The organism is Saccharothrix luteola, assembly GCF_020859565.1.
GTDB lineage: Bacteria > Actinomycetota > Actinomycetes > Mycobacteriales > Pseudonocardiaceae > Actinosynnema > Actinosynnema luteola.
This window is the reverse complement of record NZ_JAJHUO010000028.1, coordinates 54,276-75,518: the sequence shown is the minus strand read 5'-3', so window position 1 is coordinate 75,518 and position 21,243 is coordinate 54,276. Positions and strand designations below refer to the sequence as shown.

23 protein-coding genes are annotated in these 21,243 nt (G+C 73.4%); 7 read left to right on the top strand and 16 right to left on the bottom strand.

Going from position 1 to position 21,243, the window contains the following annotated elements; translation table 11 throughout:
• Positions 1-43 precede the first annotated feature (43 nt).
• Entirely contained in the window at positions 44-1,456 is a 1,413-nt protein-coding gene (locus LNK82_RS34265) for a toll/interleukin-1 receptor domain-containing protein (RefSeq protein ID WP_230571070.1), read from the top strand.
• On the opposite strand, the gene LNK82_RS34260 is transcribed toward LNK82_RS34265, so the two are convergent.
• The 7 genes from LNK82_RS34260 to LNK82_RS34230 form a co-directional block, all read right to left on the bottom strand.
• Complete coding sequence (locus LNK82_RS34260; RefSeq protein ID WP_230571069.1) at positions 1,431-2,708, bottom strand: hypothetical protein; 1,278 nt, start codon at positions 2,706-2,708, stop codon at positions 1,431-1,433. The genes LNK82_RS34265 and LNK82_RS34260 overlap by 26 nt on opposite strands.
• The gene (locus tag LNK82_RS34255) at positions 2,705-3,502 is read right to left on the bottom strand and encodes a hypothetical protein (RefSeq protein WP_230571068.1); all 798 of its coding nucleotides are present in this window, start codon (positions 3,500-3,502) and stop codon (positions 2,705-2,707) included. Before LNK82_RS34255 ends, LNK82_RS34260 begins: the two co-directional genes overlap by 4 nt.
• Positions 3,503-3,511: 9 nt before the next feature.
• Complete coding sequence (locus LNK82_RS34250; RefSeq protein ID WP_230571067.1) at positions 3,512-4,372, bottom strand: hypothetical protein; 861 nt, start codon at positions 4,370-4,372, stop codon at positions 3,512-3,514.
• Between the two features lie 28 nt (positions 4,373-4,400).
• On the bottom strand, positions 4,401-4,910 hold the full coding sequence (locus tag LNK82_RS34245) for a hypothetical protein (protein ID WP_230571066.1): 510 nt from the start codon (positions 4,908-4,910) through the stop codon (positions 4,401-4,403).
• Complete coding sequence (locus LNK82_RS34240; RefSeq protein ID WP_230571065.1) at positions 4,910-5,365, bottom strand: hypothetical protein; 456 nt, start codon at positions 5,363-5,365, stop codon at positions 4,910-4,912. Before LNK82_RS34240 ends, LNK82_RS34245 begins: the two co-directional genes overlap by 1 nt.
• A 101-nt stretch (positions 5,366-5,466) precedes the next feature.
• Positions 5,467-6,342: a CPBP family intramembrane glutamic endopeptidase gene (locus LNK82_RS34235; RefSeq protein WP_230571064.1), complete on the bottom strand. Its 876-nt coding sequence runs from the start codon at positions 6,340-6,342 to the stop codon at positions 5,467-5,469.
• 102 nt (positions 6,343-6,444) lie between these two features.
• Positions 6,445-7,029 (bottom strand): GNAT family N-acetyltransferase, encoded by a 585-nt coding sequence (locus tag LNK82_RS34230; RefSeq protein ID WP_230571063.1) that lies wholly within the window; start codon positions 7,027-7,029, stop codon positions 6,445-6,447.
• A 107-nt stretch (positions 7,030-7,136) separates the two neighbouring features.
• Between LNK82_RS34230 and LNK82_RS34225 the strand changes: the two genes are divergently transcribed.
• Entirely contained in the window at positions 7,137-8,159 is a 1,023-nt protein-coding gene (locus tag LNK82_RS34225; protein WP_230571062.1) for a serine/threonine protein phosphatase, read from the top strand.
• A gap of 2 nt (positions 8,160-8,161) precedes the next feature.
• Here the strand turns inward: LNK82_RS34225 and LNK82_RS34220 are convergent, their stop codons facing one another.
• Positions 8,162-9,043: an AAA family ATPase gene (locus LNK82_RS34220; RefSeq protein WP_230571061.1), complete on the bottom strand. Its 882-nt coding sequence runs from the start codon at positions 9,041-9,043 to the stop codon at positions 8,162-8,164.
• A gap of 71 nt (positions 9,044-9,114) precedes the next feature.
• A complete protein-coding gene (locus LNK82_RS34215; protein WP_230571060.1) occupies positions 9,115-9,813 on the bottom strand; it encodes a GAF and ANTAR domain-containing protein in 699 nt (232 codons plus the stop codon).
• Between the two features lie 256 nt (positions 9,814-10,069).
• Between LNK82_RS34215 and LNK82_RS34210 the strand changes: the two genes are divergently transcribed.
• Positions 10,070-11,083 (top strand): sigma-70 family RNA polymerase sigma factor, encoded by a 1,014-nt coding sequence (locus LNK82_RS34210; protein WP_230571059.1) that lies wholly within the window; start codon positions 10,070-10,072, stop codon positions 11,081-11,083.
• A 79-nt stretch (positions 11,084-11,162) separates the two neighbouring features.
• Positions 11,163-11,528: an STAS domain-containing protein gene (locus tag LNK82_RS34205; protein ID WP_230571058.1), complete on the top strand. Its 366-nt coding sequence runs from the start codon at positions 11,163-11,165 to the stop codon at positions 11,526-11,528.
• Here LNK82_RS34205 and LNK82_RS34200 read toward each other — a convergent pair.
• The 4 genes from LNK82_RS34200 to LNK82_RS34185 all read right to left on the bottom strand — a co-directional run bounded on the left by LNK82_RS34200 (position 11,449) and on the right by LNK82_RS34185 (position 15,119).
• Positions 11,449-12,846: a DJ-1/PfpI family protein gene (locus LNK82_RS34200; protein WP_230571057.1), complete on the bottom strand. Its 1,398-nt coding sequence runs from the start codon at positions 12,844-12,846 to the stop codon at positions 11,449-11,451. The two genes, LNK82_RS34205 and LNK82_RS34200, sit on opposite strands and share 80 nt — an antisense overlap.
• 6 nt (positions 12,847-12,852) lie before the next feature.
• Positions 12,853-13,263 carry a hypothetical protein gene (locus tag LNK82_RS34195; protein WP_230571056.1) on the bottom strand — a complete coding sequence of 137 codons (411 nt, stop codon included), beginning with the start codon at positions 13,261-13,263 and terminating at the stop codon, positions 12,853-12,855.
• Between the two features lie 99 nt (positions 13,264-13,362).
• Complete coding sequence (locus LNK82_RS34190) at positions 13,363-14,025, bottom strand: response regulator (protein WP_230571055.1); 663 nt, start codon at positions 14,023-14,025, stop codon at positions 13,363-13,365.
• A complete protein-coding gene (locus LNK82_RS34185) occupies positions 14,022-15,119 on the bottom strand; it encodes a sensor histidine kinase (protein ID WP_230571054.1) in 1,098 nt (365 codons plus the stop codon). The genes LNK82_RS34190 and LNK82_RS34185 overlap by 4 nt, the downstream gene beginning before the upstream one ends.
• 166 nt (positions 15,120-15,285) lie before the next feature.
• Between LNK82_RS34185 and LNK82_RS34180 the strand changes: the two genes are divergently transcribed.
• From LNK82_RS34180 to LNK82_RS34170, 3 genes are all read left to right on the top strand, one after another.
• Positions 15,286-15,717, top strand: coding sequence for a DUF6292 family protein (locus LNK82_RS34180; protein ID WP_230571053.1), 432 nt, complete (start codon positions 15,286-15,288; stop codon positions 15,715-15,717).
• A gap of 210 nt (positions 15,718-15,927) precedes the next feature.
• Positions 15,928-16,455, top strand: a complete 528-nt coding sequence (locus tag LNK82_RS34175; protein ID WP_230571052.1) for a GNAT family N-acetyltransferase — start codon at positions 15,928-15,930, stop codon at positions 16,453-16,455.
• A gap of 113 nt (positions 16,456-16,568) precedes the next feature.
• Complete coding sequence (locus LNK82_RS34170) at positions 16,569-18,899, top strand: Orn/Lys/Arg family decarboxylase (RefSeq protein ID WP_230571051.1); 2,331 nt, start codon at positions 16,569-16,571, stop codon at positions 18,897-18,899.
• Positions 18,900-19,093: 194 nt separating this feature from the next.
• Here LNK82_RS34170 and LNK82_RS48430 read toward each other — a convergent pair whose 3' ends face one another.
• The 3 genes from LNK82_RS48430 to LNK82_RS34155 all read right to left on the bottom strand — a co-directional run bounded on the left by LNK82_RS48430 (position 19,094) and on the right by LNK82_RS34155 (position 21,133).
• Positions 19,094-19,336: a GreA/GreB family elongation factor gene (locus LNK82_RS48430; RefSeq protein ID WP_372470721.1), complete on the bottom strand. Its 243-nt coding sequence runs from the start codon at positions 19,334-19,336 to the stop codon at positions 19,094-19,096.
• Between the two features lie 364 nt (positions 19,337-19,700).
• Complete coding sequence (locus LNK82_RS34160; protein WP_230571050.1) at positions 19,701-19,865, bottom strand: hypothetical protein; 165 nt, start codon at positions 19,863-19,865, stop codon at positions 19,701-19,703.
• A gap of 8 nt (positions 19,866-19,873) precedes the next feature.
• Positions 19,874-21,133, bottom strand: coding sequence for an NAD(P)/FAD-dependent oxidoreductase (locus LNK82_RS34155; RefSeq protein ID WP_230571049.1), 1,260 nt, complete (start codon positions 21,131-21,133; stop codon positions 19,874-19,876).
• Positions 21,134-21,243: the final 110 nt, after the last annotated feature.

Below are 21,243 nucleotides of genomic sequence, written 5' to 3'. Positions count from 1 at the left end.
GATGAGCGCTGGAGTGACGTGCCCCGGACCGGAGGGCGTGACCATGACCATCTTCGTCAGCTACACCCGTGCCGACGAGACCTTGGTGCGCGCCCTTCGGGACGACCTCGGCCGGATGGGGCAGCAGGTCTGGCTCGACCACGAGATCCACGGCGGCGAGCTGTGGTGGCGCGAGATCATCCGCACCATCCAGGCCGCCCGGGTCTTCGTGTTCGCGCTGTCGCAGGCGTCCTGGAAGTCGGTGCCCTGCCACGCGGAGTTCGACTACGCGCAGCAGCTCGGCGTGCCGGTGCTCCCGGTGCAGGTCGGGCCGCTGGACAACCTCCGCATCCCGATCATGGAGCGGCAGCTGGTCGACTACCGGGAGCGCAGCGCGGACGCGATCGTGTCGTTGGCGGGGGCGCTCACCGAGCTGACCGCCCAGAAGCGCGTGCCGCCGAACCCGATGCCCCCGCCGCCCAAGGTGCCGTTCGAGTACCTCTACCGCATCGCCGAACTCCTCGGGCCGCAGCCGATCGCGCCGGAGCGGCAGGAGATCATCATCGGCCAGTTGCGGCGGCACCTGCGGACGGAGCGGGACGAGATCGCCCGTGCCGACATCGTGAAGCTGCTGCGCGAGTTCCGCGAGCGCGGCGAGATCACCAACCTGAACTCGCGCGAGATCGACGAGATCCTGGCGAACGTCGAGCCGGGGGAGGGCGAAGACCTGCCCGAGGGCGTCACCTGGCTCTCGGCCGCCGACTACTGGCGGAAGAACCCGGTGGTGATCGGCCCACCGCCCGTGCCGGAGCCGGAGGGCACGGCCGGCACGGCGGTCGCGGCCGAGGCCGAGGGTTCGGGCGCCGGTGCGACGCCGGCCTGGCTGCGCAACGTGATGGCGACCGAGGCGCGGCCGGCCGCCGAGACGCCGGAACCCGGCCGGTCGCCAACCCCGCAGTGGTGGCAGGGGGAGAAGCAGACCCCGTCCACAACGGAACCACCGGCGCCGCGACCGCCCGCACCCCGTTCTCCCGAACCACAACCGCTCACGCCGGGCCCGCGCGGGCCGGTCGAGCCGGATCAGTCCTGGCCGCGACGGCACGCGCCGCGGCCAGACGCGCCACTGCCCGAGTCGCAAGAGCCCACGCCGCAACCGGGCACTCCGCAACATCCCGCGTCGCAACAGCCCGGTTCGGAATCGGACACGCCGGAGCTAGCCACGCCGGCACCACCCACCTCGCCGCCGTCGAACGACCGCTCGTTCCTGAGCGCGACCCTCGGCGCGACCGGGATCCCGTTCCTGCTCCACGCGGCGGCCGGCGGTTCCCCGGTCGCCGCGCTGGTCGGGGTGGTGGTCCTCATCGGGCTGGTCCTGGGCCTCGTGGCCATCAGGAATCACGAGCCACGCGCCCGGCAGGCCGTGGTCATCGCGTCCGTCGGCCTGCTCGGCGTCATCGTCTGCCTGTTGGCGGCCTGACCGACCGGTTCCGCCGGATCAGCCCGATCGTCAGCGTGAAGAGGGCCGTCACCAGCCCGATGAACACCCCCAGCCCGGCACCCGCGTCCATTGCGGCGACCAGCCCGAGGAAGACACCGACCACGGCGGCGACCGCGTACACGCTCACGAGCGGCGGCCGCTTGTCCACCGGTTGCGGCGGCACGGGCGCGTTCCGCAGCGCCGGGTCCACGGCGGCCCACCAGTCGCCACCGGGCGGCTGCGGCCGGGCGGCCGGCGTGGAGCGGGGCGGGGCGACGGGCGTGCGCGGAGCCGGCACGTCGACCCGCTCGGGCTGAGCCGCGACCACCGCGGGCGTGCGTTCCCACCACGGCTTGGCCCTGGGCGCGAGCAGGTCGTCCAACGCCGAGTCGGCGACCCACCCCGGCGCGCAGCACTCCTTGAGCCGCTGGGCCACCTCGTCCACCCGTGGGTCGCCGATCGCGGCCAGGTGCGCCCACGCGGGCGTGGTGAACGGCGGCTGGAAGTCCTCGCGCCGCAACAGCAGGTTCTCGCCGGTGTAGCACGTCCGCCAGCCGGTCGGGTCCTTCGCCAACGCCAGCAGCGACAGGTAGATGACCAGCCCGGAGAACGTGTCCATCCACCGGCCCCACGGCCGGTGCTCGGGCTGGTAGTTGCGGTGCCCGGTCTCGCTCGGCGCGAGTGTGCCGGAGAACCGGTCGATCCACGAGCAGTCGAAGTCGACCAGCCGCAGGTCGCCGTCCCGGCCGACCAGGACGTTGCCGTGCTGAAGGTCGCCGTGCGCGAACCCGGCCCGCTGGATCCGCGTCACCAGGGCGCGCCACGAGCTCGCCAGCGCGGACAACGACGAGGTGTCCGCACGTTCCACCAGCTCGTCCACGTGCCGGTTGAGCGTGTGGCCCTCCACCCACTGCATCCGCACCGCGGGCCACGTGCGGCCGTTGACCCGGATGCCGTCGTCGACCCACCGGGGCAGGGCGACCACGTTCTCCAGCCCGCTCGACGTGAAGTGCGCGTGCAGCGCGCCATAGCGCTCGCTGCTCGACACGTCGTCCCTGGTGAAGAACCGCAACGCCTGCGCCTGTCCGCCCGCCACCGCCTTGAACACGACGGCGCTGGTGCCCGCCGCCGGCATCGGTATCCCGTACAGGGGGTGCACGACGAGTTCCAGCCCGCGCAGCTCGTCGGCGACGAAGCAGTCCGGGTGCTGCACGGCCTTCGCGTACTCCTCGGGCGTCGGGTAGCGGATCACAGGCACACCACCAGGTGTTCGGCCGGCCTCCAGTCGAGCCGCACCCGCATGAGGGTGACGTCGTCGTTGACCATCTCGCGCGCCGCCCGGCGGCCCGCCACGAGCGCGCGGAACGCCTCGGGGTGGTCCAGCCCCGCCAACGTCGTCCACAACGCCCGCGGGTCGCGCAGGTCGGTCGTGGCGACCCACTGGGCGAACGCGTCCGTGGCCAGGTACAGCAGGTCACCGTCGGCGAGGTCGCCCTCGGCGAACGACGCCCGGCCGATCATGGCGGCCAGCCCGGCGGCGTCGGTCGGCAGGCCGTCCGGGTTGGACCCGAACTCCTCCGGCGCGATCGGCGGGAACTGGGACACCACCCGGTGCCCGCGGACGTGGAACAGCACCGCGTCGCCCAGCGCGACCGCGGTCCACCGCGGTCGCGGGCCGGCGAGGTCGCGGAGCTCGCAGCCGAGGAACGTGGCGAACGAGCCGACCGTCGCCTGCTTGAGCCGTTGCAGGTCCGTCGCGCCCGCCAGGCGGGGGTCGTCGTGCCACCGGCCCCGCATGTCCGACGCCCAGCGGTGCAGGGCGTCCACGGTCAGGTCCGGCGCCGTGCCCTGGTCCCCGACGAACCCGGCGACCAGTTGCTGCGCCCAGCGGGCGGAGCCGAAGCCCTGGGTGGCGCCGTCCGCGACGGCGAACCTGGGGCCGCGCCCGTCGCCGTCGGCGGGCGCCGCCGCCGCGCCGTCCTCCCACTCGGCCTCGGCGTTGCCGTGCTTCGGCGCGTAGAAGACGACCTGCCGGGTGTGCGTCACGGCGTGCCCCTACCTCGCGCGATCCGGCACTCTGGTGCCGATCTGCAGCACCCGCAGCAGGGTCGAGCGGCCCACGTTGAACGCCAGCCCGCGCGCGCCCGGCCGGACGTCGTAGCCGTCGACCCTGGCGTTGTCGACCATCGGCGGCGGCAGGGGGCTGCTCAGCTCGAACAGGTCCGGGCCGGGCGGTGGCAGGCCGGCCGGGTCGGAGGGGAACACGATCTCGGTGACCTCGAAGGGGGAGAGGAACACGTTGAAGAACAACGTCGCGCCGTCGTTGGTCTCGATCGACGTCAGCCGCTGCGCCCAGTCGTGCAGGGTCGCGCCGTCGTACGGGCTGTCGGTCACCATGCCGTCGGTGATGTTGACGACGATCGGCGGGAACGAGTCCGGGTGGGCGGCGGCCCAGTCGAACACGTGCGCGCCGGCGACCGCGATCGCCTGGCACATCGGCGTGCGGTAGCCGTGCACCGCATCGACCCACACCGGCATCCGCGCGGCCACCGGCATCAGGTCGATGGACGGCTCCTCCCGCACCGCCACGGGGTGCTCGGCCAACTCCGGCAGTGGCACGAGACCGCGACCGGCCAGCGCCCCGCCGAACGCCGACTCCACACCTTCGCCCGCTTCGCCCAGGCGTGCGCCGTAGCTGAAGATGCCGACGTCGAAGTAGTGCCGCACCGGTGCGTTGACCTCGGTGGTCGCCTTGATGCACATGTCCAGCAGGATGTTGTTGACGGCCAGCGCCGCGCCGTCCGCCAGGGACGCGCCGGTGCGGCCCCAGGCGAGCTTCATCGAGTCCGAGCGGTCGAGCAGGATGACCACGCACCCCGGCTCGGACCGTGACACGGACTGCCGGTACTTCTCCACAGCGACCCCCTCTTCGTCGGTCCTCACGTCAGCCGGTCAGGTTGCGGCGGATGACCGTGGTCGGCCACGGCGCACCCGCGCGCCACTCCCACCGGTGGCCGCAGTTCGGGTTGCGGCAGTGGAAGGCGCAGGAATCGCCGTCCTGCTTCAGGTCCAGTCGGAAATCGCCGCAGCGCGGGCACTGCGCGACTACCGCGCGGTCCACGTCGTAGCCCTTCGGCGTTTCGTGTCGCGGGGTGCCCGGTGGCGTGGGTGTCTCGGTCCACCAGGTCCGGTCGGGCTTCGTTCCGGGCTCGGTGGGCCGGGCGGGCACCGGCTCGCGTTCCGCCGCGCCGGGCGCCACGCGATGGATCCGGGTGACCTCGCGGTGGTCGGTGGTCAGCAGCCCGAACGCGAGCGCGACGCCGAGGAGCGCGCCGACCACCACGACCGTCACCGACCGCCAGAGGTCCAGGTCCCAGCTCTGGAGGCCGATCAGCGCGCCCGCCGTGGCGCACACCGCCGTCAGGACCAGGACGATCGCGTTCCTCGTCGTCATCAGGACCCCTTCGGCGGGGTCACGACCAGCTCGACCCGCCGGTCGGCGTTGACCTCGGCCGTGTCGACCGACGGCCAGCACCGGTATCCGTCGAGCTGTGCGGCGGGCGCGGGCGCCGACCACCGGTCCGGTAGCCGCAGGCAGATGGTGAGCGGCTCGCCCGACGTGGCGACGTCCACCTGGCCCCGGTCGTTCACCCTGAGGTCGGAGGAGTTCCGGGCGAGCACCTTGACGTGGGCGTTCGTCAACCCGGTGACCGCGCGGGCCGACTGGTCCGACACGAACTGGATGCCGACGGCCGCCGGTGGCGGGTCGGTGGGCTCGCGCGCCACGGCGCCGAGCAGCACGACCGCGAGGAACGAGGTCACCAGGGCGTAGACCGGCGCCAGCCGGCGGTCGCGCAGGCGGCTCGGCGACGTGGACCGCGTCTCGGCGGCGCCTCCCGACGTGTGCACCCGGACCTCCGCCCGCAGTGGTGGCGTGTACTCCAGGTATCGCGGAGGATCATGCTCTCGTGTCGTCGTGTCCCTCGGACGGGCGAACGGTCAGGGCACGGTCACGGCAGGTTGCCGGTGGTGGCCAGGAGCAGGGCGATGGCCGGCAGGAGGTTGTTGACCTGGTGGGCGACGACGCTCGCGAGCAAATTGCCGGTGAGCAACCGGGCCAGGCCGATCGGGATCGACAGCACCAGCAGCAGCGGGGTGCGCAGCAGTTCCAGGTGCGCGATCGAGAACACCAGGCTGGTCGCCACGAACACCACCCACCGGTTCCAGCCCAGGTGCTCCAACGCGCGCCACAGCACGCCCCGGAACAGCACTTCCTCGGCCAGCGGCGCGACCAGCCAGATCGCCAGGAACACCAGCACGGCCGCCGGCAGCCCCAGCTCGCGCCCGGCGAACGCGTCACCGACCGCGGAGCCGGCCTGGTCCTCGCCGACCCACGCGGCCCACACCGCGGCGGCGGGCAGCGTCAGCGCCAACCCGCCCAGGCCGAGCGCCAGGCCGATGGCGATCTCCTTGACGTTCCAGCGGACGGCCAGCTCGCGCGCCACTCGCCCGAGCCGCGGGCCACCACCGAGCCAGCCCGTGCCGACCACCGCCACCACCGCGCCCAACGACGTGGGCAGGACCAGCAACGCCAGCAGCCGGCCGTCTTCGAGCAGCGCCGCGTCCCCCGAGCCGTACGACAGCAGCACGACCACGGACACCAGGAGCATCGTCAGCTGCCCGCCGAGGAACACCGCGACCAACGACAGCCCGGACCGGACGTGTCGTGGTGGGGCGGACCTGGCGGGATGGGCCGCGGCCAGGGGTGGTGCGGAGGGCTGGAACTCGGCCGGCTGCGCCGCGCCGGGCTGTGGTGCGGCCGGTTGCGGTGTGGAGGGTGGCGACCCGGCCGGTGGCGGGCCGGTCACGTGGTCGTCGTGGGGCACCGGCCCGGGTTGGTCATCGCGCACAACCGTGGATAACCCGCGCGGACGGCGAGGTCAACTCGACCACCACCGTCGTGCGGCGATCGAGACCAACGAGCGGCGTCACGTCGCGTTCCGCACGGCAGGCGCCGGCCGCCACCGCCACCGCTGCTCGCCGTCGTCGCGGAACTCCCCGGTGGCGCGCATCCCGATGCGCCGCGCGACCGCCTCGCTCGCCGGGTGGTCCGGCGCGATGTGCGCGTGCACGTCCCGCGCACCCCCGTCGACCAGCCACCCCACCACGGCCGCGGCGGCCTCGGTGGCGTAGCCGCGACCCTGGAACGGCACCCCGATCACCCAGGCCACCTCGGCGGTCAGGCCGTTCGCGCCGGTCGTGGTCGTCGCCTGCACGGTGCCGACGGCGGTCTCGTCCTCGTCCCGCAGCACCACCCAGTTCAGCCAGCCCTCACGACCGTCGTCCGACGTGGGCCGCTCCCAACGCCGGTACCGCGACGTGAGCTCGGCGGCACTGGGCGGCGCACCGCCCATGATCGCGTACAGCGCGGGATCGCCCAGCACCGCCGCCATCTCCTCGGCGTGCGCGACCCGCACGGGCTCCACCCGCAACCGCGCCGTCCGCACCACAGCCGCCTGCGGCCACGGCGCCGGCACCACTGGCGGCCGGCCCACGCTGACGGATTCGCCCATGAGCTGCCCCCTCGACGTCACGTGCACAGTAGCCACTCGCGTGCCGGTACCGACCGGGATTTTCCGTAGGCCGGGACGCCGGTCGGCCGTTGCGGGATGATCGGGACGTGATCACCTCCCGGCGCGCCGACCACGAACGGCTGTCGGCCGTCCTCGCCTCGTACCGCGATCGGGAACTGGAAGCGGTCGTCGGCACGCACGGCGACACCGGCGTGGGCGGCGGCTCCGCGGTCCTCGACGTCGACGGCACGCCGGTGTTCGTCAAGCGCATCCCGTTGACCGACCGGGAGTTCGCCCGGCCGCACTCCACCGCGAACCTCTTCGACCTGCCGGTGTTCTGCCAGTACGGCATCCGCGGCCCGTCGTTCAACGCGTGGCGCGAGCTGGCGGCGAACCGGATCGTGACCGACGCGGTGCTGGCGGGTGAGACGGCGGCGTTCCCGCTGCTGCACCACTGGCGCGTGCTGCCCGGCCGCGCGCCAGTCGCCGCCGAGCACGCCGACGTGGACGAGGTCGTGGCCTTCATGGGCGGCAGCACGGCCGTGCGGGCACGCCTCGACGCGCTGGCCGCCGCGACGCGCAGCCTCGTGCTGTTCTGCGAGTACGTCCCGCACCCGGTGCAACCGTGGCTGGCCGAGGACCCCGCGGGCAAGGCCGAGGCGGTCGAACGGCAGTTCTCGGAGATCGTGGCGTTCCTCCGCGCCCGGGAACTGCTGCACATGGACGGGCACCTCGGCAACATGCGCACCGACGGCGAGCGGATCCACCTGACCGACTTCGGGCTGGTCACGTCGCCGCGGTTCGAGCTGGCGGCCGCCGAACGGGAGTTCGTCCGGCGCAACGCCACGCACGACGCCGGTTACGCCGCCATGCGACTGGTGAACTGGCTGGTGACCGACGTGTGCGGGGTGACCGTGCCGCCCGGCGGCGTCCCCACGGCCCGCAACGAGTACGTCCGCCGGTGCGCCGCCGGCGACATCCCGGGCGACGTGCCGCCCGCCGTGGCCCGGATCCTGGCCCGGCACGCACCCGCCGCCGCGCGGCTGAACGCCTTCTACTGGCGCCTGTTCGACGGCGAGTTCCACGTCGAGTACCCCGAGCCCCACGACGAGCCCATCCCGCGCGGATAGCCCTACTCCAGCGACGCGCAGTGGTCCAGCACGCGGCGCAAGCCGACCTCGGGCGGTTCGGTCGCGGAGTCCACCACGAGGTGCGGTTCGTCCCAGCTCTCCCACCGCTGCTTCATCCGCAGCACGTGGTCCCACGACACCGTCGCCGGCCAGCCGGGGATCCCGCGCGCCCGGCCCTCGACCCGGCCGCGCTGCACCGCCTCGTCCGAGCACACGCACTCCACGCCGACGAACACCCCGCCCAGGCGCTCGGTGACCGACCGCCACCGCCGCCGCGCCTCCCGGCGGTGCCCGGTCGCGTCCACGATCACGTCGAGGCCCAGCTGGAGCTGCCGCGCCACCGACGCGGTCAGGTTCAGCTCCGCCAGGTGCGTCGTGTTGTCCGTCCTCAGCCCGCCGAACGGCAGCAGCGCGCCCAGCTGCCAGTCCATCGAGAACACCGGCGCGGTGAGCCGCCAGGCGAGCGCTTCGGCCAACGTGCTCTTGCCCGTGCCCGGCACACCCGCCAGCAGGACCGTCCGGGGCCGCCGCACGGCGTCCGGGCGCGGGATCGGCCGCAGCGCCTCGTACTCGGCGTGCGCCCGATCGGCCATCAACGCCTGCAACCGCTCACGCACGACCTCCAGCGCCGGCACGCCCGGCGGCCTGGTGCCGCGCTCCTCGACCGCACGCACCCAGCCCAGCACCACGTGCTCCGGCCGCACGACCACGTCACCGAGCCGTTCGGCCTCCGAAGACGACGCCGCCAGCAGCACACCGCGCTCCACGACGCCGAAGGCCGCGAGCCCCACCCGTGCCGCCAACTCCGCCGCGATCCCGTCCTTGGGCCCGCCGGGGTCCGCGAGCAGGGCGTCGGCGGACGGGTGCACCGGGAGGTCGACCACGGGACTCCGATCGGTGGTGGGAGCCACCATGATCGCGCGCCCGTCCGACACCGGAGACTCCGGGCCTGGGCTCAACGTTTCGGCAGCTCACCCGTCCGGGTGAGTCGCTCGGCGATGACGCGCAGCTTCACGTTGGTCTGCTGGCTGGCGCGCACGAGCACGGCGAAGGCTTGGTCGGCGGTGAGCCGGTGGCGTTCCATCAGGATGCCCTTGGCCTGTCCGATCAGGTCCCGCGTCTGCACCACCTCGGCCAGGTGCTCGCGTTCCTGGGCGGTGGCCACCGCCACGGCGGCGTGTCCGGCGAACAGAAGGCCCACGTGCTCGGACTCCTCGTCGAACGCGCGCGTGTCCGGCGAGTACAGGTTGAGCGCACCGAGGTCGTCGCCCTCCACGTAGAGCCGGAACGACAGCATGCTGGCCACGTCCAGCGCGAGTGCCCGCTCGGCGAACAGCGGCCACCGCGTCTCCTCGGCCAGGTCGGGCGCGCTGACGATCTTCTGCTGGTAGAGCGCGGTCAGGCACGGTCCCTGACCGGTGTCGAACTGGGCCTGGTCCACGTCACGCGGCACGTCACCGGTCGTCGCGACGGTCCGGACCTCGCGCTTGCCCACGATCGTCATGATCCCGGCGTGCCACGCGCCGGGGATGGTGCCCACGGCCGCGCGCACGATCTCGTCCAGCGTGTCCTGGGCGGTGTCCTGCCGGTGCAGCGCGCGGGCGACCTCGTTCAGCCTCGCGGCCAGGTCGTCACTGGTCGTGTCCTCGGTCACCCGCCACCTCCGCTGGACTTCCGCCGGCCGAACCACGCCTCGGCCCTTGGGGTGTGCCCCGTCACGCCCACGCCCACACCGCCGTCCCGGGTGGAATACGAGCCGAAACCGTTCCGTTGAACCGGGTGTCGGCCCTGCCCGAGGTGCGCGGGGCGAAAGTCGTCCGAAGCCGTCATGTCGGCGGACGGCCCTCGAAATCCCTCAGGAAACCCCGCACGTCACCCGTGCGCGGGTGCGATCCGGCAAGGAGACGACCATGTCGTTGACGGTGGAGATGCCCCGCCAGACCCGCCCGACCCGCGAGCCGCGCGAGCACCGCCCGGCGACGACCGGGCGTGAGGGTGCGCGTGAGGCCGACCTCGTCGGCCGCTACCTGCGCGAGCTCACGTCCACGCCCCTGCTCACCGCCGACGAGGAGGTCGCGCTGGCCAAGCGCATCGAGGCGGGCGTGTACGCGGCCGAACTGCTGCGGAGGTCAGACGAGGGCGACGGCCCGCCGCTGGACGCGGAGCGTCATCGAGCGCTGCGCACCGTGGCCGAGCAGGGCAGGCGTGCCAAGGACCACATGATCCGGGCGAACCTGCGCCTGGTGGTGTCGGTGGCCAAGAAGCACTCGTTCCGCGGCCTGCCGATGCTGGACGTGGTGCAGGAGGGCAACCTGGGCCTGATCCGCGCGGTGGAGAAGTGGGACTACGCCAAGGGCTTCAAGTTCTCCACGTACGCGGTGTGGTGGGTCCGCCAGGCCATCGAACGCGGCCTGGCCGAGCAGACCAGGACGATCCGGCTGCCCATGCACGTCCACGAGGAGGTGGGCAAGCTGCGCAAGACCGAGCAGCGGCTGCGGGTGGAGACCGACCGCGAGCCCACGCCGGAGGAGATCGCCGAGGCGGCGAAGATGCCGGTGACCAGGGTCGTCGACCTGCTGGCCGCCAGCCGCACCGCCCTGAGCCTGGAAACACCGATCGGTGACGACGGCGGCGCGTCCGTGGCCGACCTGATCGAGGACGTCGAGGCCGTCGACGCCCAGGAGGCGGTCGAGCAGCAGGAGCTCTCCGAGGGGCTGCGCGCCCTGGTGCGCACGCTGCCCGAGCGGCAGGCGCGGATCCTCACCGAGCGCTACGGGCTGGCCGACGGGCGTCCCCGCAGCCTCCAGGAGCTGGCCGAGGAGCTCGGCCTCACCCGGGAGCGCGTCCGGCAGCTGGAGAAGGAGTCCATCCGCCTGCTGCGCGACCCCGAGCGCAACCGGGACCTGCTCGCCCTGGCCGGGTGAGCAGGCCCGCGGGCCAGCTTTTGCGGCCCGCGCCCGGGGGTAGCAGGCTCGTGGTCTCCGATCGCGAGGAGCTTCCGCCATGGCCGAGCCCGCCCACCACCTGTCCACCACCGAACTGGACCGCGGCATCCTGCTGGTGAGCGTGTCCGGCGCGCTCGACGCCGCCACGCACCAGCCGGTCGTGGCCGAGCTCGACGTCGTGTTCGAGTCGCGCCCGCCGGGGGTGGTGCTCGACCTGGGCGAGGTCGAGTTCATGGGCTCGGTCGGCATCGCGATGCTGGTCAACTGCCACCACCGGGCGGACCGGCTGCGCGTCCCGTTCGCCGTGGTCGCGAACACCCGGGCCGTGCTGCGGCCGTTGCAGATCAGCCAGGTGGACGGGGCGCTGCCGCTGCACGCGTCCGTGGACGAGGCGGTCGCGGCGGTGCGGCTGGTGTCGACCTGACCGCTCGCCGCACCCGCGCCCACCGGAGCAGGCCGAGCGCCGCGAGGACGCCGAGGAACGCCAGCCCGAACGGCCGCAGCGTCCTCGTCCACGGCCAGGCCGACCCGCTGAGCGCGAGGTGGTCGGTCGGGTACTCCAGCACCCTCGCCGTCCACGTCGCCGTGGCCACGTCGGTGGTGCGCGCGAGGTCGCGCAGCACGCCGTCGAACGGGAAACCGCCCTCCTGGTGCAGGTAGACCGGCTCCAGCTCGGCGTACGGGTCCGCCGCCCGCCGTCGCGCGGCTCCCGCGCCCGGCACGACCAGGCGGTCCAGGTCGGCGGCGGCGGTCGGGTCCGCCCTCGGCGCGAACGTCAGCCCGTGCCGCGAGCGCACCGGCTCGACACCGGGCGCGACGGCCACCGTGCGGACGGCCAACGACTGGCCGTAGGTGTCGAAGACCGACGCCAACTCGATCTCGCCGACGCCGTCGGTGAGCAGCACACCGGTCCGGTCGCGGTCCCAGCCGAACGCAGTGTTGAACCCCACGACGGCGTCGGCCGGTCGCACGTCCGCCTGCGTCATCGAGGCCGGGACGCCCCGGCGGTAGTGCCGCCAGCCGGTCGCCTGCGCCGCTTCGGCCGCGGCGTCCGGGCCGACCAACCGCTCGACCACGCGCAGCGTGCCGTCGACACCGGACAGGATCCCGGCTGTGGTGATCACGTCGCCGTCGTCCACGTACCGCGTGCCGCGGGCCCAGCCGACGGCCGGGTAGTCCTCCTCGAACGCGTCGAGGCGCAGCCAGTGCGCGGTGGCGTCACGGCCGTCGAGCAGGCCCGCCGAGGCGAGGACCCCGGATCCGTTGCACACGCCGAGCAGCAGCGCGCCGCCGGCCGCCTGCCCCTTCACCCAGTCCGTGACCGGCTTCGCCGTGCTCTCGCCGAGGTCCGGCATCGCGGGCACGACCACCACGTCCGCCGCGTCGTCCCCGAGCAGGTCGGCCAACCCGGCGAAGGTCAGGTCGGGTACCAGGTCGAGGCCGCCGGTCAGCGGCGCCGGGCGGCCGGAGGGCGCGACCGCGTAGACGTTGAACGCGCCGGTCGTGGCCAGGACCTCGTACGGGGCGAGGGTGTCGGACACGACGGCGCCGCGGTCGCCGACCACGACGACGGCGGTCGGCTTGGCCGGGTCGTGCGCCACCCGTGCGGGCGGTGGCGCGGCGCCGTCCGCACGGGGCGCGTTCAGGTCGTCGAACGCGGCGCGGACGGTCGGCGCGCCGAAAGCGGTCGGCAGGGCGAGGGCGGCGAGCAGGACCGCCAAAGCGCGTGTGACGGTGCGCATCGCCGTTCAGCACCCGTAGTCGTGGCGGCGGCGCAGCATCGCGACCAGCATGGCCGGGACCATCAGCACGTGACCGGCGGTCATCAGCGCCGACCCGGACAGGGCGTCGGCCCAGTGGAACGGCAGCAGCACGACGTACGGCACGTACATCGCGGCCGACATCTCGACGATGCCCGCCCACCCGTGCCGGCGGATCCGCATCCACAGCGCCATGCCAAGGGACATGTCGGTCGCCATCACGAGCACGTGCGCGGTCACGTTGTCGGCCAGGCCCGGCCAGGCGAACGACCAGACCGGTTCCAACGCCACCATGCCCACCACCATGGCGACGGCCATCTCCAGCGCGTGCCGGGCGAAGCGCAGGACGGCACCGGTCCGCTCGGCCCTCCGACCCTTGATCGTCTGTTCCGGACTCATGACAGCTCCTCCGTTGCGATTGCCTGTGCGCAACGGAGATCCTCCGGCCGCGGGGGAGCGCGGTCAGGTGCCGAAGGTCATGCGTGAGGTCACATGACCTCAGCAGAGCCCGAGTTCGCGCGCCCGCAGGGCGGCCTGTGTGCGGTCGCGCACCTGGAGCTTGGTCAGCACGCCGGTGACGAGGTTCTTCACCGTGCCCTCGGCCAGGAAGAGGCGGCCTGCGATCTCGCGGTTGCTGCGGCCCTCGGCGAGCAGCCGGACGACGTCGAGCTCGCGTTCGGAGAGCGGCACGGGCGGCTGCCGGGGCGGCGCGTCCTCGTGCGGCAGTTGCGCCACCCGGGCCACGAGCTTCGCCGCCACGGACGGTTGCAGCACCGATTCGCCGCGCCGCGCCGCGACGAGGGCTTCGACCAGTCGGGCCGACGAGACGTCCTTGAGCAGGTAGCCGAGCGCTCCGGCGCGCAACGCCGCGAACACGTCCGCGTCGTCGTCGAACGTGGTCAGCGCCAGCACCCGCACGCCGGGCTGCTCCACCCGCAGCCGGTTCGTGGCCGCGATGCCGTCCAGCACCGGCATCCGCAGGTCCATCAGCACCACGTCGGGCCGCAGCTCGGCGCACCGCCGCACGGCCTGCTCGCCGTCGCCCGCCTCGCCGACCACCTCGATCTCCGGCTGCACCTCGAGCAACGTCGCCAGCGCCTCCCGGAACAGGGCCTGGTCGTCCACGATCAGGACGCGGACGGGCTGGTCCGGCGCGGTCATGCCGGCACCTCGACGGTCAGCGTCACGCCCTTGCCTTCGGCCGAGTCCACCGACACCCGGCCGCCGAGCCCGGCCACCCGTTCCTCGAGCCCGACCAGGCCGAACCCGTCGCCGGACCGGTCGATGACGCCGCGGCCGTCGTCGCGCACCTCCAACCGGACCAGGTCCTCGCGCTCGTAGTCGAGCACGACCGTCGCGGCGGTCGCGGCGGCGTGCTTGCGGACGTTGGTCAACCCCTCCTGGGCGGCCCGGAACAACGACTCGTCGACCTCCGCGCGGCCGGCGCGGGCCGCGCCGCGCACCTCGAACCCGGTCGGCACACCCGCCTCGGTGGTCTCGGACGCCAACGCGCGCAACGCGTCCACCAGCGGCTCGGAGCGGGGTTCGCGCAGCGCCGCGACCGAGCGGCGCACCTCGGCCAGCGCCTGCTTCGACTGGTCCTGCGCCTTGGCCAGCATCGCGTCGAGCCGCTCGGGCTCGGCGGTGCCGATCACCGCCCGTGCCGCCTGCAGGAGCATCTGGACGACGGTCAGGTGGTGGCCCAGCCCGTCGTGGATGTCGCGGGCGACCCGGTTGCGCTCCTGCGTGGTCGCGAGCTGCTCGGCCTGGGCGGCGTACCCGCGCAGCCGCTCGTTGGCCACCGCCAGTTCCGCGCGGGCGCGCTGCTCCCGCACCAGCAACTCGGTGATGACGACCGTGAACGCGGTGACGGCCAACGTGCCGAGGCCTTCACGCAGCCCGGCGGGCCACTCCATCTCCACGTGGATCAACGGGATGACCGCGGCCACCGCGGCGGCGGCCGGCAGCGGCAGCAGCAGCACGCTCTGCGCGACCAGCACCACCAGCAGCAGCACCGCCCCGATCGCCGCGCCGGACAGGGCGAACAGCACGAAACCCAACGGCAACTGCACGAGGACGTACGCCGCCGCGAACACCCCGCGCCGCCGTTGAGCGAACGGGAAGCCGAAGACGGCCAGCGCGCCGTAGACCAGCCCGACGAGCAGCGTCGGCACGAGCAGCTGCTCGAAGCTCTCCGACCCGAGCGGCAGCGTCACGTACGCGAGCACGGTCAGGATGCTCAACGCCCTTTGCACGCGACCACTGTGCTCGACCCCGAACGCCATGGTCAACCCGGCCCTCTTGATCGAAACAGTACCCGTTCGCGGGTTCACCTCCCACCCGGTCGGGGTAGCCCCTCACCGCGTCAAACAGTCGGCGCGTCGACACCCGGGGTAATCGGGGAGAAGGCGGCGATGCGCGATGGAACTGGATTTCGACGACGCGTTGACATGGGGCCTGCGGGGTTACGTCCGGCTGGTCACCGAGGAACTGGGGCTCACCGGCGAGTGCTCGTACGTGCAGGCGGAACGGCCCGCCGGCGCGTACTTGGCGCTGGACGGCAGGCTGCCCGGGTTCCCCGACCGGGACGTGGCGCTGCTCTGGGACGAGGAGAACGGGTGGTCGGCCGCGGTGGAGACGCACAGCGGCGAGGACGTCATCGTGCAGGCGAGGTTCGGCCCGGACGTCGTGCCGCCGCCGAGAGCGGTCGCCCACTGGGTCCGGGGCCTGTTGCGCGGCGAACGGATGCCCCTGCCGCGAGCCGGGGAACCGCACGGCGCGCCCGACGACCTGCTCCGCAGGCTGGTGCCGTACACGACCGCCGCGCTCGTGCCGGCGCCGCGCCTGACCTGACCGTCCACTGAGGACCGTCGGGTCCGTCCGGTCGCCGGACGGTCGGGTTGTGGCTCGCGCCGCTCGTCGCGGTGGTGTTCCCGGCCCTGCCGCCGGACATCCCGGGCAACCGGCAGACGCTCGGCGGCATCCTCCTCACCTGAACCCCGGCCGTCGACGGGTGGGATGATCGTCCCCGACGGTGGGAGGGAACGCGTGGGGGAGTCGCCCGTGCAGCGCGCTGCGGTGCGGTCGGACGTGCCGGGGATCGCCGCGCTCATGCGCCGGTCGGTGCTGGAGCTGTTCCCGCACTTCCACGACGAGCGCGAGACCGCCAGTGCGGCCCGCTACCTCACCGAACCCGACGTGGTGCTGATCGACGACGGCACCTACTTCGTGCACGAGGTGGCGGGGGAGGTCGTGGCCTGCGGCGGGTGGAGCAAGCGGGACAAGCTCTACACCGGGTCGGGCGACCGGCCCGACGACGGCCGCCTGCTCGACCCGGCCACCGAGCCGGCCCGCGTGCGGGCGATGTTCGTCCGCGCCGACTGGACCCGCCGGGGTCTGGGCCGCGAGACACTCGCCGCCTGCGCGCGGGACGCCCGTGCCGCCGGCTTCCGGTCGCTGGTGCTGATGGCCACGCTGCCCGGCGTGCCGCTGTACCGGTCGTTCGGGTTCCGGGAGGTGAAGCGCACTCGGGTTCCGCTCCCCGATGGTGTGACGTTGGCCGGGGTCGAGATGGACTACCCGCTTGACTGAGCGAAGCGCTTCTCCCACGGTCGGGTGAGGCTGGGCCACATTCCGGTGATGGAGCCGCCGCCCCGTCCCGCCGCTTCCTACGCTCGGCACATCCCCTCGCGCGTAGAGAGCTGATGATCCTCATGACCGGGTCCACCATCCTCATCGCCACGGAACGGGCGGCAGAGGACAACACCGTGCCGGCGGCCAAGGTCGAGCAGGTCTGCGCGCACCTGCGCGAGTGCGGGCACGACGTGATGGTCGTGCACTCCGCGACCGACGCCGCCTCGGCGATCACCGCGCAGGCCGACCTCGCCGCCGCCGTCGTGAGCTGGGAGCTGGCCGGCGGCGCGCTCCGGCCACCGGACGCGGGCCCGGCCGTCGAGGGCGGCGTGCTGCGCATGCTGCTGGACCGGTTCTCCTCCCGGCTGCCCGTGTTCCTGCTGACCACCGGCGACTACAGCGACGAGACGCCGCTGTGGGTGTCCGAGGTGATCAACGGCTGGATCTGGCTGCTGGAGGACACCCCGGACTTCATCGCGGGCCGGATCGACTTCGCCGCGCGCACCTACCTCGACCACATCCTGCCGCCGTTCTTCCGCGAGCTGTGCCGGTTCGACGACACGCACCCGTACTCGTGGCACACCCCGGCGCACGCGGGCGGCATCGCGTTCCTCAAGTCGCCGGTCGGGCGGGCGTTCTTCGACTACTTCGGCGAACGGCTGTTCCGCACCGACATCTCGGTGTCCGTCGGCGAACTGGGCTCGCTGTTCGAGCACACCGGCCCGGTCGGCGACGCCGAGCGCAACGCCGCCCGCATCTTCGGCGCCGACGAGACCTACTTCGTGCTGCACGGCACGTCCACGTCGAACCGGATGATCATCCACAGCGCGGTGGCCAACGACGAGATCACCCTGCTGGACCGCAACTGCCACAAGGCGATCAACCACGGCGTCACGCTCACCGGCGCGCGCCCGGTCTACCTCGTGCCCACGCGCAACGGCTACGGGATCACCGGACCCATCCCGCCGGAGCGGCTGACGGCCGAGGCGGTGCGCGCGCAGATCGACCGCACGCCGATCGCCGAGGGCGCGGTGACCCGGGAAGCGGCGTACGCGGTCGTCACGAACTCCACCTACGACGGGCTCTGCTACGACACCGTGCGGGTGAACGAGCTGCTCGGCGCGTCGACCCGGACCCTGCACTTCGACGAGGCGTGGTTCGCCTACGGCCGGTTCAACCCGCTCTACGCGCGCCGGTACGGCATGGCGGTGGACGGCGACGGGCTGCCGGACGCTCAGCGACCCACCGTGTTCGCCACGCACTCCTCGCACAAGCTGCTGGCCGCGCTGTCCCAGTCGGCGATGATCCACGTGAAGTCCGGCGGCAAGGCGCCGTTCGACCCGTCCCGGTTCAACGAGACGTACATGATGCACGGCACCACGTCGCCGCTGTACCCGATGATCGCGTCCTGCGACGTCGCGGCGGGCATGATGGACGGCCCGGCCGGGAACTGGCTGACCACCGAGGCGATCACCGAGGCGGTCCGGTTCCGGCAGGCCATGATCCGGCTCGGCAGGCGGCTGGCCGACGCGGGCGACCGGCCGCCGTGGTTCTTCGGCGTCTGGCAGCCGGCCGAGGTCGCCGACCCGGCCACCGGCGAGCGCGTGCCGTTCGACCAGGCGCCGCTCGAGCTGCTGCGCACCGAACCGGGCTGCTGGACGTTGGAGCCCGACGCCGCGTGGCACGGCTTCCGCGACCTCGAACCCGGCTTCTGCCTGCTCGACCCGGTCAAGGTGACGATCACCTGCCCCGGCGTGGACGCGCTGGGCGACGTGTCGGCGTTCGGCATCCCGGCCCGGGTCGTCACCGCGTACCTGGAGACTCGCCGGATCGTGGTGGAGAAGACCGACGTCTACACGTTCCTCGTGCTGTTCTCCATGGGCATCACCAAGGGCAAGTGGGGCACGTTGCTCGACGCGCTGACCGACTTCAAGCAGCTGCACGACGAGCACGCGCCGCTGGGCGAGGTGCTGCCCGACCTGGTGAAGGCGCACCCCGAGCGGTACGGGCGGCTGACGTTGCCGCAGCTGTGCGACGAGATGCACCACAGCCTCGCCGACAACAAGGTCGTGCAGCTGCTGAACGAGGCGTTCACCAGCCCCACGCCGCCCACGGCGGTGATGACGCCGGCCGAGGCCTACCAGCGCTTCATCCGCGGCGAGACCGAGCTCGTCGGCCTGGACGACCTGGCCGACCGCGTGGTGGCCACCCAGGTCACCACCACGCCGCCCGGGATCCCGGTGCTGGTGCCCGGTGAGCGCGTCGGCTCGCCCGACGGCCCGCTGCCCCGGTACCTGCGCCTGCTGGAGGCGTTCGACCAGCGGTTCCCGGGTTTCGCCAGCGAGACGCACGGCGTGCACCACGAGGGCGGCAAGTACTGGATCTCCTGCGTCACCGAGTAGCGGCGATGCGGTTCGGTGGCACGCGGGTGGAGTTCCTCGGCGGTCGCGCCGGGTGCCTGACGATGCTCGTCCTGTCGATCCTGGTGTCGGTGCTGCTCACCGTGCTGCTCAACGCCCTGCTGTGAACGCGGCCGGCGCGATCCGCTCGCCGACCACGGGCAAGACCGGCCGACCACGTGGCAGCGCGGCGATCGCTAATCGGTCCCCGCGGTGCCGAGCCCGGCGCCGAGGTGGCGTCCGTAAGGCACGGCGTCGAGCAGGGTGACGCCGATGGTGCTGCCGTCCGGGACGCGGTAGGCGCGTCGTTCGCCGCGACGTGCGCCGGTGAGCGCCGTGCCCAGGGGCGAGTCGGGGGAGTAGACCTCGATGTCGCCGTGCTCGGCGGCACGTGCGCCCAGCAGGAACGTCTCGGGCTCGTCGGCGTCGTCGTACCGCACGGTGAGCACCATGCCGGGTTCGGCGATGCCGTCGTCGGGGGGGTCCTCGCCGACGACCGCGGCGCCGAGCAGGTGCTGGATCTCGCGGATGCGGTCCTGCCGCTGTCGGCGGATCGTGACGCGGTCGTCCTGGTCGATCGACTCGTCGTCCGCCCGGCGGCTCAGCTCGGCCAGTTCGGTCCGGAGGCGCTCGTGGGCGTGCGGTGTCAGCCAGATGGGTGGGGTTTGGGTCTGGGGGGCGTGGGGGGGGGGGGGGGGGGGCGGGGGGCGGGGGGGGGGGGGGCCCCCCCGCACGGCGGGGTGTCCGCGGTGCCGGGTGGTGCAGCGGCGCCGGCTCCCCGGACGGGGTGGTTGGCTCGTGTGATCAGCCGCGCGTGCGCAGGCGGAGGATCGCGTCGACGTCGTGGGCGTAGCCGGTGGCGATGTGCGTCAGGATGTCGAGCTGCACGCGCAGCAACGCGTTCTCTGCGCGCAGCCAGTGCAGCTCGGCGCGTTCGTCGCGGGAGAGCGGGTCGCGGGTGCCGTCCACGCGGGCTCTCAGCGCAGCGGGTCGAACGGGCGCAGGGCTTCCGGCTGCTTGCCGGTGGTGATCTGGTCGGCGAGCAGCCTGCCGGTGATCGGGCCGTGCGCCAGTCCCCACATGCCGTGGCCGCCGGCGACGTACACACCGCGGGCGAGCACCTCGCCGATCAGCGGACGACCGTCGGGCGTGATCGGGCGCGGGCCGACCCACACGTCACGGCGCTCCGCCCAGCGCACGCCGTCGAGCAGCGGGCGGACCGAGGCGGTGATCGCCCCCAGCCGTGCCACCACACCGGGCGCGTCCGGGTCGCGGAACTCCATCGTGCCCGCGACCCGGAGCGCTCCCTGGTAGGGCGTGCACGCCACCCGTGCGGCGGGCAGGTAGACGGGGCCGGGCACCGGGCGGTCGACGGGCACGGTGAACGAGTAGCCGCGGCCCGCGCGCACCGGGACGCGCACACCCCAGCCGGCCGCGAGCCGGGACAGCCAGGCGCCGGTGGCGACGACCGCGACGTCGGCGGTCAGCGCCTCGCCGCCGCGGGTGCGCACCGTGACGCCCTTGCCGCTGGAGTGGACGTCGACGGTCTCCAGCACGCGGAACGTCGCGCCGCGCGCCTCGACCGACCGGGCGAGCGCCTGCACGAAGCCACCGGGGTCGAGGTGCCGCTGGTCGTCGATCCGCACGCCCGCGGTCAGGGCTCCCGACGCCAGCGGCACGAGTTCGCGCAGCTCGTCGCGGTCGAGGACGGTGTGCTCGACCGGCTGGCCCGCGTCGGCCATCCGGCGCAGCTCGTGCCGCAGCACCTCGGCCTGCCGGGCGTCCTCGAACCCGGCGGTGACCGGCGCGGCGACCGTCGGCGCCTCGACGCCGTTGGCGGTCAGCACGTCGAACGCCTCGACGCACTCAGCGTTGAGCGCCCGGTTCGCGCGCACCGCCCGCGTCCAGGACGACCACCGGCAGTTCGCCGCGAACCGCGCCAGGAACGACCACAGGCCCGGGTCGACGGACAGCGGGATGTGCAGCGGCGCGGTCGGGTTCAGCAGCGACCGCAGGCCGTATCGGAGCACGGACGGCTCGTTGAGCGGGATCGTCAGGCCCGGCGCGAGCCACCCGGCGTTGCCCCACGACGCGCCCGCCGCCACCCCGGTGCGGTCCACCACGGTCACCTCGACGCCGCGCTCCTGCAGGAACCACGCGGTCGACAGGCCGACGATGCCCGCGCCGACCACGACCGCCGACCTCGGCCCGCCGTCACTGCGCCCGACGTCGACCATGACCACCTCCACACCCGAGCGGAACTGCTGTCGGAGTCAGCATCGCCCGGACGTCCCACCACGCCGTTGTCCGTTGCCGACAATCCGGACACGCGATCTTGTCGGCAACC